This window comes from Ancylobacter koreensis, from assembly GCF_023016525.1.
In the GTDB taxonomy this organism is placed as follows: Bacteria; Pseudomonadota; Alphaproteobacteria; order Rhizobiales; family Xanthobacteraceae; genus Ancylobacter; species Ancylobacter koreensis.
Window position 1 is genome coordinate 180,676 of the sequence record NZ_JALKCG010000001.1, and the last position, 14,321, is coordinate 194,996.

Annotated in this window: 13 protein-coding genes; 3 read left to right on the forward strand and 10 right to left on the reverse strand. The window is 68.7% G+C overall.

Annotated elements, in window-relative coordinates; all coding sequences use genetic code 11:
* Positions 1–27 precede the first annotated feature (27 nt).
* A complete protein-coding gene (locus tag MWN33_RS00835) occupies positions 28–756 on the reverse strand; it encodes a class I SAM-dependent methyltransferase (RefSeq protein WP_247198185.1) in 729 nt (242 codons plus the stop codon).
* Positions 757–1,023: 267 nt separating this feature from the next.
* Between MWN33_RS00835 and MWN33_RS00840 the strand changes: the two genes are divergently transcribed.
* Together MWN33_RS00840 and infA are read left to right on the forward strand one after the other, a co-directional pair.
* Positions 1,024–2,616 (forward strand): DEAD/DEAH box helicase, encoded by a 1,593-nt coding sequence (locus MWN33_RS00840; protein WP_247198186.1) that lies wholly within the window; start codon positions 1,024–1,026, stop codon positions 2,614–2,616.
* Positions 2,617–2,785: 169 nt separating this feature from the next.
* On the forward strand, positions 2,786–3,067 hold the full coding sequence (gene infA / locus MWN33_RS00845; RefSeq protein ID WP_013168254.1) for a translation initiation factor IF-1: 282 nt from the start codon (positions 2,786–2,788) through the stop codon (positions 3,065–3,067).
* Positions 3,068–3,133: 66 nt separating this feature from the next.
* Here infA and MWN33_RS00850 read toward each other — a convergent pair whose 3' ends face one another.
* The 9 genes from MWN33_RS00850 to ccmA form a co-directional block, all read right to left on the reverse strand.
* Complete coding sequence (locus MWN33_RS00850; RefSeq protein WP_247198187.1) at positions 3,134–3,886, reverse strand: GntR family transcriptional regulator; 753 nt, start codon at positions 3,884–3,886, stop codon at positions 3,134–3,136.
* A gap of 82 nt (positions 3,887–3,968) precedes the next feature.
* A complete protein-coding gene (locus tag MWN33_RS00855; RefSeq protein ID WP_247198188.1) occupies positions 3,969–4,658 on the reverse strand; it encodes a TenA family protein in 690 nt (229 codons plus the stop codon).
* 78 nt (positions 4,659–4,736) lie between these two features.
* Positions 4,737–5,153 carry a F0F1 ATP synthase subunit epsilon gene (locus MWN33_RS00860; protein ID WP_247198189.1) on the reverse strand — a complete coding sequence of 139 codons (417 nt, stop codon included), beginning with the start codon at positions 5,151–5,153 and terminating at the stop codon, positions 4,737–4,739.
* A 69-nt stretch (positions 5,154–5,222) separates the two neighbouring features.
* Entirely contained in the window at positions 5,223–6,656 is a 1,434-nt protein-coding gene (atpD, locus tag MWN33_RS00865) for a F0F1 ATP synthase subunit beta (protein WP_247198190.1), read from the reverse strand.
* A gap of 37 nt (positions 6,657–6,693) precedes the next feature.
* Positions 6,694–7,575, reverse strand: a complete 882-nt coding sequence (locus MWN33_RS00870; RefSeq protein ID WP_247198191.1) for a F0F1 ATP synthase subunit gamma — start codon at positions 7,573–7,575, stop codon at positions 6,694–6,696.
* 25 nt (positions 7,576–7,600) lie between these two features.
* Complete coding sequence (gene atpA / locus MWN33_RS00875) at positions 7,601–9,133, reverse strand: F0F1 ATP synthase subunit alpha (RefSeq protein ID WP_247198192.1); 1,533 nt, start codon at positions 9,131–9,133, stop codon at positions 7,601–7,603.
* Positions 9,133–9,717, reverse strand: coding sequence for a F0F1 ATP synthase subunit delta (locus tag MWN33_RS00880; protein WP_425531961.1), 585 nt, complete (start codon positions 9,715–9,717; stop codon positions 9,133–9,135). The genes atpA and MWN33_RS00880 overlap by 1 nt, the downstream gene beginning before the upstream one ends.
* A 357-nt stretch (positions 9,718–10,074) precedes the next feature.
* Positions 10,075–10,746 carry a heme exporter protein CcmB gene (gene ccmB, locus MWN33_RS00885; RefSeq protein ID WP_247198194.1) on the reverse strand — a complete coding sequence of 224 codons (672 nt, stop codon included), beginning with the start codon at positions 10,744–10,746 and terminating at the stop codon, positions 10,075–10,077.
* Positions 10,743–11,390, reverse strand: coding sequence for a heme ABC exporter ATP-binding protein CcmA (gene ccmA / locus MWN33_RS00890; RefSeq protein WP_247198195.1), 648 nt, complete (start codon positions 11,388–11,390; stop codon positions 10,743–10,745). Before ccmA ends, ccmB begins: the two co-directional genes overlap by 4 nt.
* Before the next feature lie 212 nt (positions 11,391–11,602).
* Here ccmA and acnA point away from each other — a divergent pair, with 212 nt between their 5' ends.
* Positions 11,603–14,287: an aconitate hydratase AcnA gene (gene acnA / locus MWN33_RS00895; RefSeq protein WP_247198196.1), complete on the forward strand. Its 2,685-nt coding sequence runs from the start codon at positions 11,603–11,605 to the stop codon at positions 14,285–14,287.
* The last annotated feature ends 34 nt before the right edge of the window (positions 14,288–14,321 follow it).

Here is a 14,321-nt window from a genome sequence, read left to right on the forward strand (position 1 = left end):
GGCCAACAGCGCCGCCGAGGCGCGGCCTCACCCTCCTACCGGGCTGGGGACCAGCACCGGCTGCAGCACGCGCAGGCGCGAGCGGCGCTTGGTCGCCACCGGCTTGTAGACCTGCTTGGTCGCCTCGACGATGTGCACGCCGGCGAAGGGAAGCGAGGCCGTCGCGCCGACCCGCTCCCACGCCACCGCCGAGCGCAGGAACCAGTGCCGCGCAACGGGGGGCATATAGAGCGCCTCGCCCCAGCTCACCGGTGTGAACAGCGCCCCGCGCAGCAGGTCGGTGATCTGCGTGCGCGAGAACGGGCGGCCATGGCCGAACGGGTTGTTCTCGGTGCGCGCCCACACGCCGCGCCGGCTCGGCACCACGCAGAGCAGCCGCCCACCCGGCGCCAGCACGCGCCACACCTCGCGCAGCACCTCCTGCGCGTCGGGCGTCATCTCCAGCAGATGCACCGCGATCACCCGGTCGATCATGCCGTCGCGCAGCGGCAGCTCGCTCTCGTCGACCAGCGCGGCGAGCGTCGGCGCGGCGGAAGGCCAGCGCGTCACCCCCTGCGCGCCCGGCATGAAGGCGAGCGCGCGCTCGCACTCCTCGCGGAACACGCCGAGATAGGGCGTGGCATAGCCCATGCCGAGCACGGAGAGGCCGCGCACATTGTCGAAGCGCGCGCGGATGGCGCGCCCGACGAGGCGGCGCGTCACCACGCCGAGCGGCTGGGCATAGAAGCTGCGGAGACCGACGACATCGGGATACATGGATCAATCTTATAGCCGCATACGAAGACGCCTTGAAATCACCACCCTTTTAGGCCACATAGGCGGCGCATACGGAAACGTGTCCGTATTCGGGGCCGCGTCGCTCGATGTCCGCTTCGGCTTGGTGAGGAATTCCTCGCTCCGTTGGCCGCAGCTGTCTTCAGCCCCTGATCATCCGACAACGCCGACGTCCCAGGCTACGCGGGGTGTCTCACCGCCCCCGTGATTTGCGGTTCGCGCCCGAAGTGCGCGCGGACGCGATCGCCCATGAAAGAACCCTACTTGACCAGTTTCAACGAACTCGGCCTTGCCGAGCCGATCCTGAAGGCCCTCGCGGAAGCGAACCACACCACCCCCACCCCCATCCAGATGCAGGCCGTGCCGCAGGTGATCGCCGGGCGCGATCTCGTCGGCATCGCCCAGACCGGCACCGGCAAGACCGCCGCCTTCGCGCTGCCGATCCTCCAGCATCTCGTGGTCAACCGCTTCCGCCCCGAGCGCCGCTCGGCCCGCGCGCTGGTGCTGAGCCCGACCCGCGAGCTCTCCGGCCAGATCCTCGACAGCTTCCGCCTCTACGGCAAGCATGTACGCCCCTCGACCGCGCTCGCCATCGGCGGCGTGCCGATCGGCCGGCAGGCGCGTGCGCTGGCCGGCGGTGTCGACGTGCTGGTGGCCACCCCCGGCCGCCTCGTCGACCTGCTGGAGAACAATGCGGTCCGTCTCGACATGGTCGAGGTTCTCGTGCTCGACGAGGCCGACCAGATGCTCGACATGGGCTTCATCCACGCCATCCGCGCCATCGTCGCGCGGCTGCCGAAGAAGCGCCGCAACCTGTTCTTCTCGGCCACCATGCCGCGCGAGATCGAAAAGCTGGCGGAATCGCTGCTCACCGATCCGGTGCGCGTGGCGGTGACGCCGGTCGCCAAGACCGCCGACCGCATCGAGCAGAAGGTGTTCCTCACGGATCGCGCCGGCAAGCCGAACCTCCTCGTCGAGGTGCTGGCCGAGCCCACGCTCGACCGCGCGCTGGTGTTCTCGCGCACCAAGCACGGCGCCGACCGCGTGGTGAAGGGCCTGTCCGTTGCCGGCATCGCCGCCGAGGCGATCCACGGCAACAAGTCTCAGCCGCAGCGCGAGCGCGCGCTCGCCGCCTTCCGCCAGGGCACCGTCAAGGTGCTGGTGGCGACGGACATCGCCGCGCGCGGCATCGACGTGCCGGGCGTCAGCCACGTCATCAACTACGACCTGCCCAACGTGCCGGAGAGCTATGTCCATCGTATCGGCCGCACCGCGCGCGCCGGCCGCGAGGGCATCGCGATCTCCTTCTGCGACGGCGAGGAGCGCGCCTTCCTGCGCGACATCGAGCGGCTGATCAAGATCACCATCCCCTCGGTCGACCGTCGCGGCGAAAGCCGCCGCGAGGGCGCGGTGCGCCTCGAAGGCTTCCGCTCCGACGGCCCGCGCGAGGAGCGCCGTGACGGCGGTCGTGGTGAGGGCAACCGCAGCGAGGGCAACCGCTTCGGCGGCCGTGGCCCGCGCGAGGGCGAGCGCCGCGAAGGTGGCGAGCGTCCCGCCCGTCCGTTCCATCGCGGCCCGCGTCCCGAGGGACGCCCCGGCGAGGAGCGTGGCGGCTTCCGCCCCGAGCGCGCGGCGCAGGATGGCCAGCGTCGCGACGAGCCCCGCCGTGACGATTTCCGTAAGGATGGCCGCCGGCCCGAAGGCCGCCCCGACGCCCGCCACGAAGGAGGCCGTCACGAGGGTGCGCGCCATGAAGCGCCGCGTCATGAAGGGCCCCGGCAGGAAGGGCCGCGCGAGGGTCAGCGCCCGCCGCGCCGCCGCTCCTTCCGCAGTGCTCCCTGAATGAAGACCCGACCGCGCGCCGGCAACGGCGCGCGGTTGTTCGCGTTGTACTGGCGGGTTGTGGCCCGCTGCGTTATCTGAGCAAGACAAAAGCGGCCCGCCGGGGTATTGGCCTGTCAGCGAAGCGTGACGGCACTACTGGCGGCAGCCTGTACGAGGAGAGCCATTAATGGCGAAAGAGGAACTGCTCGAGTTCGACGGCACCGTGACGGAAGTTCTGCCCGACGGCAACTTCCGCGTCGTGCTCGACAATGAACACGAGATTCTCGCCTATGCGGCGGGCAAGATGAAGAAGAACCGCATCCGCACCATCGTCGGCGACCGCGTCGTCGTCGAGATGTCGCCTTACGACCTCGAGCGTGGACGCATCAATTTCCGCCACAAGACCGGTGGCCCGACCCCGCCGATCGGCAGCGGCCAGCGTCGCCCGCCCCCGGGCCGTCGCCGCTGATTCGCACCCTATCTCTGCGCACGCCTACCTCCGCGCACGCCACTCCGTTCGCCTGCCGGACCCGCCTCAGCGGGCCGGCCGTGCGCGCGGGGTGAAGCCGAGCGCCTGCGCCAGTCCTTCGGCCGGACCTGCCGGCTCGCTCAGTTCGAGATCTGCCGCCACATGGGCGATGTGCTCGCGCATCAGCCGCGCGGCCGCCTCCGGCTCGCCGCGCCCGATGGCGGCGACGATGGCGCCATGGTCGCCGCGCGGGCAGGCGGTGCGCCCGCCCTGCGCGTAGAGCAGGATCGAGAGCGAGCTCAGCGCCTGCAATTCGGTGAGCAGGCGCACGAAGACCGGGTTTCCCGCCACCTCCGCCAGCATCACATGGAACTCGCCGGTGAGCCGCACGAGGCTCGCGCGGTCGTCCGCCGCGCGCACCTCGTCCTCGCGGGCGATGTGACGGCGCAGCCTTTCCAGCCCATGCGCGTCGCAGCCGCAGGCGGCCGCCTGCGCCACTTCCGGCTCCACCACGGCCCGCGCTTCCATCACATGGCGCGCATCGGTGCGGCTGGGCGCGGCGACGAAAGCCCCGCGATTGGGATGCAGCTCGACAATGCCGTCCTGCGCCAGCCGCGCCAGCGCCTGCCGCACCACCGTGCGGCTCACCCCGAACAGTTCGGCGAGCCGGTCTTCGGTCAGCTTCTCGCCCGGCGTGAGGCGGCGCTCGAAGATCGCCTCGAGGATACGCGCGCGGATCACCTGCTCGGAGCGCCCCCGCGCGGTGGCGGGCGGCTCGGCGCCCGGAACCGGGCTGGATAGCGGAATGGGGCTGCTCATGGGTCCGTCGGCAAACAGGCCCGCCATTCATGCACGATTCCGGCCATCACGCCACGAGGACACCTCCGGTCGGCCGGCGCACTCAGACCGGCCAGTCGGCCAGCCGCCAGGCGGAATCCCAGAACATCCATTCGAGCTGGGTGGCGTGCCGGTAGGCGGCGTGCATGCGGGTGAGCTCGCCCGGCGAGGCGGCCGCCGCCGCCCTGTCGGTGGTGGCGATCACGGCCCGCACCGCCTCGTGGAACTCCTCGCCGGCATAGGTGTCGATCCACGCATCGTATGGATTGGGCCGCACCGCCCGGCCGAGAATGTCGCGGCCGATCTCGGCATAGATCCAGAAGCAGGGCAGCAGCGCCGCCAACGCCACCGGATAGGGTTCGGCATGGGCGGTGGCGATCAGGAAGCTCGAATAATGGTGGCACACCGGCGACATCGGGGTGCGGGCGAACTCGTCGCCGCTGACGCCGAAGCTCTCGAAGAAGTCCGCGTGCAGCGAGCGCTCGACGACCACGGCGACCTTGGCGGCCTCGGCGAACTGCACCAGCCCGTCCGGGTCGTCCGCCTTGCCGGCGGCGATAGCCAGCGCGCGGCCGAAGGCGATCAGGTAATGCGCGTCCTGGATCATGTAGTGCCGGAACTGCTCCGGCGACAGCGTGCCCGCCGCCAGCGCGTCGTTGAACGGCATGGTGCGGATCGCCTCGTAGGTCGGCAGGTTGCGGCCCCAGGCATGCGCGCTGAAGGAATGCGCGCTGAAGGTCGATCCGTCGCTCATCGGTGTCTCCTGCGGAAATGAAAAGGGCCGCTGCTGACAGCGGCCCGGATCATAAGGCTCTCACGCGCCGACGGAAGCTCAATGCGAGGTGCGCGAATCCGCCTCTATGGCCGCGGCCGCCGACTTGAGCTGCTCAAGGAAGAGCTGGCGGCTGGCCCTGGTGGCCTCGTCGCGCGCGTCCTCGACGTCTTCCTGCGCGTCCTTGATCATCTGCGCGAGGTTCTCGGCGCGGATCTCGGCGAGCGGGATGGCGGTCTCGGCGAGCACGGTCAGACCGGCCGGGTTCGCTTCGGCGAAGCCGCCGCGCACGAACAGCTTGCGGGGGGCGCCGTCGCCCTTGATGGTCAGCACGCCGGGCTTCAGCGTCGACACGAAGGGCGAATGGCCGGCGAGGATGCCGAACTCGCCCTCGGTGCCCGGAACGATGACCTCGGTCACCGAGCCGGAATAGACCAGACGCTCGGGGGAGACGAGTTCGAACGGGAAGGTGGCCATGGGTCCTCCAGGGGATGCGTCAGCGTCAGGGATCGACGCCCCGGGCCGTCACCGGCCGGGGCGCGCGGATCACGCCGCCTCGGCAGCCAGCTTCTTGCCCTTCTCGACCGCCTCTTCGATGGTGCCGACCATGTAGAAGGCCTGCTCCGGGAGGTGATCGTACTTGCCTTCCACCAGGCCCTTGAAGCCCTTGATGGTGTCGGCGAGGTCGACGAGCTTGCCGGGCGAGCCGGTGAAGACTTCGGCGACGTGGAAGGGCTGCGACAGGAAGCGCTCGATCTTGCGGGCGCGGGCCACGGTCGTCTTGTCCTCTTCGGACAGTTCGTCCATGCCCAGGATCGCGATGATGTCCTGCAGCGACTTGTAGCGCTGCAGCGTCTGCTGCACCTGGCGCGCGACATTGTAGTGCTCGTCGCCGATGATCAGCGGCGAGAGGATGCGCGAGGTGCTGTCGAGCGGGTCGACCGCCGGGTAGATGCCCTTTTCCGCGATCGAGCGCGACAGCACGGTGGTGGCGTCGAGATGCGCGAAGGAGGCGGCCGGGGCCGGGTCGGTCAGGTCGTCGGCGGGCACGTAGATGGCCTGCACCGAGGTGATCGAACCCTTGGTGGTGGTGGTGATGCGCTCCTGCAGCGCGCCCATGTCGGTGGCGAGCGTCGGCTGATAGCCCACCGCCGAGGGGATGCGGCCGAGCAGCGCCGACACTTCCGAGCCCGCCTGGGTGAAGCGGAAGATGTTGTCGACGAAGAACAGCACGTCCTGGCCCTGGTCGCGGAAATGCTCGGCGACGGTGAGGCCGGTCAGCGCGACGCGGGCGCGGGCGCCCGGGGGCTCGTTCATCTGGCCGTAGACGAGGGCGCACTTCGAGCCGGCCGAGGAGCCGCCATTCTCGTGCGGATCGACGTTCACCTTGGACTCGATCATCTCGTGGTAGAGATCGTTGCCCTCGCGGGTACGCTCGCCGACGCCCGCGAACACCGAGTAGCCGCCGTGCGCCTTCGCGATGTTGTTGATGAGCTCCATGATGAGCACGGTCTTGCCGACGCCGGCGCCGCCGAACAGGCCGACCTTGCCGCCCTTGGAATAGGGCGCCAGCAGATCGACGACCTTGATGCCGGTGACGAGGATCTCGGCCTCGGTCGACTGCTCGGCATAGGTCGGGGCGGGCTGGTGGATGCCGCGGGTGGTCTCGCCGACCAGCGGGCCGGCCTCGTCCACCGGCTCGCCGATGACGTTCATGATGCGGCCGAGCGTGGCGGCGCCCACGGGAACGGAGATCGCCGCGCCGGTGTCCTTCACCTCGGTGCCGCGCACCAGACCCTCGGTGGAGTCCATCGCGATGGTGCGCACGGTGTTCTCGCCCAGATGCTGGGCGACCTCGAGCACGAGGCGGTTGCCGTTATTGGTGGTCTCCAGCGCGTTCAGGATCTCCGGGAGGTGATCCTCGAACTGCACGTCCACGACGGCGCCGATGACCTGCGTGATGCGTCCGACCTTAGCCATGTTCGTCGTCCTTCCGGTGCCTAGCGGGTCCCTTGCCTCACAGCGCCTCGGCGCCGGAGATGATCTCGATCAGTTCCTTCGTGATCATCGCCTGACGGGTGCGGTTGTAGGTCAAAGTCTGCTTCTTGATCATTTCACCCGCGTTGCGGGTGGCGTTGTCCATCGCGCTCATGCGCGCGCCCTGCTCCGAGGCGCCGTTTTCCAGCAGCGCCTTGAAGATCTGCACCGCGAGGTTGCGCGGCAGCAGGTCGGCGAGGATCTCGGCCTCGCCGGGCTCGTACTCATAGACCGCCGCAGCGCCCGAAGCGGCCTCGGAGGGCGCCTCGAAGGTGGCGGGGATCAGCTGCTGCGCGGTCGGCGTCTGCGAAATGACCGACTGGAAGCGGCTGAAGAACTGGGTGGCGACGTCGAACTCGCCGGCGGCGAACATGGCGCCTATCTTGTCGGCGACCGCCTGCGCGTCGGCGAAGGTCACGCCCTTGTTGGCGCGCAGCTCGACGACGCCGACGATCTGCTTCTCGAACTGGCGGCGCAGCGCCTCGTAGCCCTTGCGGCCGACGCAGAAGATCTTGACCGTCTTGCCCTGACCCATCAGCGACAGCGCGCGCTCGCGGGCGAGGCGCACGATCGACGAGTTGAAGGCGCCGCACAGGCCGCGCTCGGCGGTCAGCACGAGGAGGAGATGCGTCTGGTCCTTGCCGGTGCCGGTCAGCAGCAGCGGCGCGTCCGGGCCGCCGGAGATGGCGCCGGCGATGTTGCCGAGCACGCTCTCCATGCGCTGCGCATAGGGGCGCGCAGCCTCGGCGGCCTGCTGGGCGCGCCGCAGCTTGGCGGCGGCCACCATCTGCATCGCCTTGGTGATCTTCTGCGTCGCCTTCACCGAAGCGATGCGATTGCGCAGATCCTTAAGGCTGGCCATGTGCCCGCGTGCTCCGCTCTGCCGTTCAGGCGAAGGTCTTCGCGAAGGCGTCGATGGCCTTCACGAGCTTCTCGGTGGTGTCCTTCGACAGCTCCTTGGAGGTGCGGATGGTGTCGAGGATATCGGCGTGCTTGGAGCGCAGCGCCAGCAGGAGACCCTGCTCGAACTCGCGAACCTTGGAGACCGGTAGCGCGTCGAGATAGCCGTTGGTGCCGGCATAGATCACCACCACCTGCTCCTCGACCTTCAGCGGCGCGAACTGCGACTGCTTCAGCAGCTCGGTCAGGCGGGCACCGCGGTTGAGCAGCTTCTGCGTCGAGGCGTCGAGGTCCGAGCCGAACTGGGCGAAGGCGGCCAGTTCGCGATACTGGGCGAGCTCGCCCTTGATCTTTCCGGCGACCTGCTTCATCGCCTTGATCTGCGCGGACGAGCCGACGCGCGACACCGAGAGGCCGACGTTCACCGCCGGGCGGATGCCCTGGAAGAACAGGTCGGACTCGAGGAAGATCTGGCCGTCGGTGATCGAGATCACGTTCGTCGGGATATAGGCCGACACGTCGTTGGCCTGGGTCTCGATGACCGGGAGGGCGGTCAGCGAGCCGGCGCCGTTCTCGTCATTGAGCTTGGCGGCGCGCTCCAGCAGGCGCGAGTGGAGATAGAACACGTCGCCGGGATAGGCTTCGCGGCCCGGCGGGCGGCGCAGCAGCAGCGACATCTGGCGGTAGGCCACGGCCTGCTTGGACAGGTCGTCATGAATGATGAGGGCGTGCATGCCGTTGTCGCGGAAGAACTCGCCCATGGCGGTACCGGCGAACGGCGCCAGGAACTGCATCGGCGCGGCGTCCGAGGCGGTGGCGGCGACGACGATGGAATATTCCAGCGCGCCCTGCTCTTCCAGCACCTTCACGAACTGCGCGACGGTGGAGCGCTTCTGGCCGACCGCGACATAGACGCAGTAGAGCTTCTGGCTTTCCGGGGCATCGCCGGCGTTCAGCGGCTTCTGGTTGAGGATCGAGTCGAGCGCGATCGCGGTCTTGCCGGTCTGGCGGTCGCCGATGATCAGCTCGCGCTGGCCACGGCCAATCGGGATCAGCGCGTCGATGGCCTTGAGGCCGGTCTGCATCGGCTCGTGCACCGACTTGCGCGGAATGATGCCCGGGGCCTTCACGTCGACGCGGCGGCGCTCGGTGTACTCGATCGGACCCTTGCCGTCGATCGGGTTGCCGAGGGCGTCGACGACGCGGCCGAGCAGGCCCTTGCCGACGGGGACGTCGACGATGGCGCCGGTGCGCTTGACGGTCTGGCCTTCCTTGATCTCGCGGTCGGAACCGAAGATCACGACGCCGACATTGTCGATTTCGAGGTTCAGCGCCATGCCGCGCGTGCCGTTCTCGAACTCGACCATCTCGCCCGCCTGGACGTTGTCGAGACCGTAGACGCGGGCGATGCCGTCACCGACGGACAGAACCTGGCCGACCTCGGAAACCTCGGCTTCCTGGCCGAAATTCTTGATCTGTTCCTTGAGGATCGCGGAAATTTCAGCGGCGCGGATACTCATCAGCGAACCTCTTTCATCGCATGGCGGATCGAGTTGAGTTTGGTCTTGAGCGAAGCGTCGACGAGCTTCGAGCCGATCTTGACCTTGAGACCGCCGAGCAGCGAGGGATCGACCTCGACGGCAAGCTTCACGTCCTTGCCGGTCAGCGCGTCGAGCGCCTCCTTCAGCGTGGCGGCGTGAGCCTCGGACAGCGGCTGGGCGACGGTGACTTCGGCCACCACTTCGCCCTTGTAGGCGGCAACCAGCGCGTCGAAGCCGCGGATGATCGCCTCGACGGTGAACAGCCGGCGATTGGCCGCCACGGTCTTGAAGAAATTGCCCGCGAGCCCGCCGATGCCGGCCTTGTCGAGGAGGGCGGCGATCGCCCTCTCCTGCTCCTCGGACGTGAACACCGGGCTGCGCACGAGGCGCTTGAGATCGTCGCTCTCGGCGATCAGGGCGGTGAACCGCGCCAGATCCGCCTTCACCGCATCGACGGCGCCGGCATCGCGGGCCAGCTCGAAAAGAGCCGTCGCGTAGCGCCCCGCCACTCCGGATACGTAGGTCTCGGCCACTGTGCCTCTCTCGGGGTTGTCCAGCGCGATGCCCGCGAAGGCGGAGCGTCAGCTTCCGGACTGGAAAGATACAGCCTCGGGGCGGCACAGGAGTTTCCCTTACCCACCCTCAAGGTCGGCGGTTCCCTAACACGGCTCCGGGCGTGCTGCAACACGAGGACGTGAGGGAGGAAGGGGGCCAAATGACGTAGCGGCCCCCTGATCGCCTGCGGGCACGCATATCACGACATTTCAAGGCTTTGCGGTCCCTGCGGCGCATTGCTGCACCGCCCTTGCGCGCCGGCGGCTGGCCGCGCGCCCGGCGCCGCGCGCGCCCCTGCGCGAGGATGTCGCGCTTCTGGCATACCAGAATTGTGGTGGCGCACCGGCGTGGTGCATCCGGCGCCCTCAGTCGCGCGTCACCCGCAGCGCGGCGGCGGCGGCGACGGGGCCCAGCACCATCGCCGCCAGAGACAGCCCGGCGAGGATGCGGAAGGGCGTGCCGAAGGGCACCGTGCCGCCGAGCGCGGTGGCGGTGGCGGCCACGCCGAAGATCAGCACCGGGATGGTCAGCGGCATTACCAGCACCGCGACCAGCAGCCCGCCGCGCCGGAACGCCGCCGCGAAGGCCGCGCCAATCAGCCCGAGAAAGGTGATGGCCGGCGTGCCGACCAGCAGCGTCAGCGTCAGCGCGCCGATCGAGGCCGGCTGCAGGTTAAGCAGCAGCGAGAGTACGGGTGCGGCGATCACCAGCGGCAGGCCGGTGGCGATCCAGTGCGCCAGCCCCTTGGCGGCGGCGACCAGCTCCAGCGGCAGGGCCAGCGTGCCGAGCACGTCGAGCGAGCCGTCCTCGGCGTCGGCGGCGAACAGCCGGTCGAGCCCGATCAGCGAGGCGAGCAGCGCGCCGATCCACAAGATGGCCGGCCCGATGCGCGCCAGCAGCACGAGGTCCGGCCCGATGGCGAAGGGTGTCACCACCACCACGGCGAGGAAGAACACCACGCCCAGCCCCGCACCCCCGCCCGCCCGCAGGGCGAGGCGCAGGTCGCGCAGCACGAGGGCGAGGAAGGCCCGGCTCATGCCGGCACCGGGGCCGGCTCGACGGTCGGCGAAGCCGGGCGCCAGGCGCCGAGGTCGAGCGCGTCGGATGGGCCGAAATCGAGCGGGGCGTGGGTGGCGGCAACAATCATCCCGCCTCTTTCGACGTGCGCGCGCGCGAGGGCGGCGAAGCGCGCCTGCGCCGACACGTCGAGCGCCGTGGTCGGCTCGTCGAGCAGCCAGAGCGGGCGCTCGGCAACGAGGAGGCGGGCGAGCGCGAGGCGCCGCTTCTGCCCGGCGGAGAGCACGGCGACCGGCAGCCGCTCCAGCCCGCCGAGCCCGACCTCCCCCATGGCCTCGGCGACGCCGAGCGCCGGGCGGCCGAGCAGGTCGCGCCAGAAGGCGAGGTTCTCCGCCGCGCTGAGCGAGGCCTTGTGGGCGTCGAGATGGCCGAGATAGTGCACCTCCTCGGCGAAATCCTCCGGCTCGGCGGCGCCCTCCAGCCGCAGCGCGCCGGCCGCCGGCCGCGACAGGCCGGCGAGAATGCGCAGCAGCGAGGATTTTCCCGTTCCATTGGGGCCGGTGACGATGAGCGCCCGCCCTTCCGCAAGGGAGAAGCCGAGCCCCTCGAACAACAGCCGCGCGCCGCGACGGCACGCAAGCCGTTCGACCACAAGGCGCTTCACGAATTCCACTCCCTTACCGCTGCCCCGCGCCGCACAATTTTCCGATGCGGCGCGCCATGCCCTCTAGGATCGGAGTTTGAAATGGCTCTATATAGAATTCTGAACGATGCGCCCCATGCCGCGACCAGGGCCGCGCGAGCTATAGCCCGCAACGCCTCCCACCTCAAAGGCCCGGCGCGTCCTTGTCACACCAATGCGGGGATCAGTCTGCCGTGACGTCGCTCGACAGCTTCAAAAGCCGTAAAACCCTCACCGTTGGAAGCAGGACCTACGTCTATTACAGCCTGCCGGATGCCGAGAAAAACGGGCTGGACGGGGTCTCCGCCCTGCCCTTCTCGATGAAGGTGCTGCTGGAGAATCTGCTCCGCTTCGAGGACGGGCGTTCCGTCACCAAGAACGACATCATCTCGATCAAGGACTGGCTCATCAACCGCGGCAAGGAAGAGCGCGAGATCGCCTATCGCCCCGCCCGCGTGCTGATGCAGGACTTCACCGGCGTGCCCGCCGTGGTCGACCTCGCCGCCATGCGCGACGCCATGGTGCACCTGGGCGGCGACCCCAAGCGCATCAACCCGCTGGTGCCGGTCGACCTCGTCATCGACCATTCGGTGATCGTCAACTTCTTCGGCAACAACGCCGCCTTCGGCAAGAATGTCGAGGAGGAGTACAAGCAGAACCAGGAGCGCTACCGCTTCCTGAAATGGGGCCAGTCGGCCTTCGACAATTTCCGCGTGGTGCCGCCGGGCACCGGCATCTGCCACCAGGTGAACCTCGAATATCTCGCCCAGACCGTCTGGACGAAGGACGAGGACGGCGCGACCGTCGCTTATCCCGACACCTGCGTCGGCACCGACAGCCACACCACCATGATCAACGGCCTGGGCGTGCTCGGCTGGGGCGTGGGCGGCATCGAGGCGGAAGCGGCCATGCTCGGCCAGCCGGTCTCCATGCTCATCCCCGAGGTCATCGGCTTCAAGCTGACCGGCCAGCTGAACGAGGGCATCACCGCCACCGACCTCGTGCTCACCGTCACCCAGATGCTGCGCAAGAAGGGCGTGGTGGGCAAGTTCGTCGAGTTCTTCGGCCCCGGCCTCGATCACCTCTCCCTCGCCGACCGCGCCACCATCGGCAACATGGCGCCGGAATACGGCGCGACCTGCGGCTTCTTCCCGGTCGATTCGGAAACCATCGCCTATCTCGACGAGACCGGCCGCACCGACGAGCGCATCGCGCTGGTCGAGGCCTATTCGAAGGCGCAGGGCATGTGGCGCAAGGCGGACACCCCCGACCCGGTGTTCACCGACGTGCTGGAGCTCGACATCTCCACCGTGCTGCCCTCGCTCGCCGGCCCCAAGCGCCCGCAGGACCGCGTGCTGCTCTCCGGCACCAAGCAGGGCTTCCTCGCCGCGCTGGAAGGCGAGTTCAAGAAGGCGGGCGAGACGGCCAAGCGCGTGCCTGTCGCCGGCACCGACTATGATCTCGGCCATGGCGACGTCACCATCGCCGCCATCACCTCCTGCACCAACACCTCGAACCCGAGCGTGCTGATCGCCGCCGGCCTGCTCGCCCGCAACGCGGTCGCCAAGGGCCTGAAGTCGAAGCCGTGGGTGAAGACCTCGCTGGCGCCCGGCTCGCAGGTGGTGGAAGGCTATCTCGCCTCCGCCGGCCTGCAGGACGACCTCGACGCGCTCGGCTTCAACCTCGTCGGCTTCGGCTGCACCACCTGCATCGGCAATTCCGGCCCGCTGCCGGAGGCGATCTCGGAAGCCATCAACACGAACGATCTCGTCGCCGGCGCCGTCATCTCCGGCAACCGCAACTTCGAGGGCCGCGTGAACCCGGACGTGAAGGCGAACTACCTCGCCTCTCCGCCGCTGGTCGTCGCCTACGCCATCGCCGGATCGCTGCAGATCGACCTGACCACCGAGCCGCTCGGCATCGGCTCGGACGGGCAGCCGGTGTTCCTCAAGGACGTGTGGCCGTCCAACCAGGAGATCGCGGCCTTCATCCGCGAAAACGTCACCAAGAAGATCTTCCTGGAGAAGTACTCCGACGTCTTCAAGGGCGACGAGAACTGGCAGAAGATCGCCATCCCGGTCGGCGAGACCTATGCCTGGGACGACCGCTCGACCTATGTGCAGAACCCGCCCTATTTCGAGGGCATGAAGATGGAGCCCGAGCCGGTCACCGACGTCATCAAGGCGCGGATCATCGGGCTGTTCCTCGACTCCATCACCACCGACCACATCTCGCCCGCCGGCTCGATCAAGGAAGCCAGTCCGGCCGGCGCCTATCTGCGCGACCATCAGGTCCGCCCGGCCGACTTCAACCAGTACGGCACGCGGCGCGGCAACCATCAGGTGATGATGCGCGGCACCTTCGCCAACATCCGCATCAAGAACCAGATGCTGACCGGCAAGGAAGGCGGCTTCACCAAGCACTGGCCGGATGGCAACGAGCTGCCGATCTACGACGCCGCCATGCTCTACAAGCAGGAAGGCGTGCCGACCGTCGTGTTCGCCGGCAAGGAATACGGCACCGGCTCCTCGCGCGACTGGGCGGCCAAGGGCACCGGCCTGCTCGGCATCCGCGCCGTCATCGCCCAGAGCTTCGAGCGCATCCATCGCTCGAACCTCGTCGGCATGGGCGTGGTGCCGCTGGTGTTCCAGAACGACGAGTCCTGGCAGTCGCTCGGCATCAACGGCGACGAGACCGTCACCATCCGCGGCATCGAGGGCGACCTCAAGCCGCGCCAGACGCTGATCGCCGAGATCGTCTATGCCGACGGCACCATCAAGAACGTGCCGCTGACCTGCCGCATCGACACGCTGGACGAGCTCGACTACTTCCGCAACGGCGGCATCCTGCCCTACGTGCTGCGCAACCTCGCGGCCTGAGGCACGGTCCCGGAAATGTGAGGCCGGCGCGGGA

Bases quoted from the DNA above. Each gene is read 5' to 3' on its own strand.
- MWN33_RS00835 (WP_247198185.1), bottom strand. From the start codon at position 756: ATGTATCCCGATGTCGTCGGTCTCCGCAGCTTCTATGCCCAGCCGCTC.
- MWN33_RS00840 (WP_247198186.1), top strand. From the start codon at position 1,024: ATGAAAGAACCCTACTTGACCAGTTTCAACGAACTCGGCCTTGCCGAG.
- infA (WP_013168254.1), top strand. From the start codon at position 2,786: ATGGCGAAAGAGGAACTGCTCGAGTTCGACGGCACCGTGACGGAAGTT.
- MWN33_RS00850 (WP_247198187.1), bottom strand. From the start codon at position 3,886: ATGAGCAGCCCCATTCCGCTATCCAGCCCGGTTCCGGGCGCCGAGCCG.
- MWN33_RS00855 (WP_247198188.1), bottom strand. From the start codon at position 4,658: ATGAGCGACGGATCGACCTTCAGCGCGCATTCCTTCAGCGCGCATGCC.
- MWN33_RS00860 (WP_247198189.1), bottom strand. From the start codon at position 5,153: ATGGCCACCTTCCCGTTCGAACTCGTCTCCCCCGAGCGTCTGGTCTAT.
- atpD (WP_247198190.1), bottom strand. From the start codon at position 6,656: ATGGCTAAGGTCGGACGCATCACGCAGGTCATCGGCGCCGTCGTGGAC.
- MWN33_RS00870 (WP_247198191.1), bottom strand. From the start codon at position 7,575: ATGGCCAGCCTTAAGGATCTGCGCAATCGCATCGCTTCGGTGAAGGCG.
- atpA (WP_247198192.1), bottom strand. From the start codon at position 9,133: ATGAGTATCCGCGCCGCTGAAATTTCCGCGATCCTCAAGGAACAGATC.
- ccmB (WP_247198194.1), bottom strand. From the start codon at position 10,746: ATGAGCCGGGCCTTCCTCGCCCTCGTGCTGCGCGACCTGCGCCTCGCC.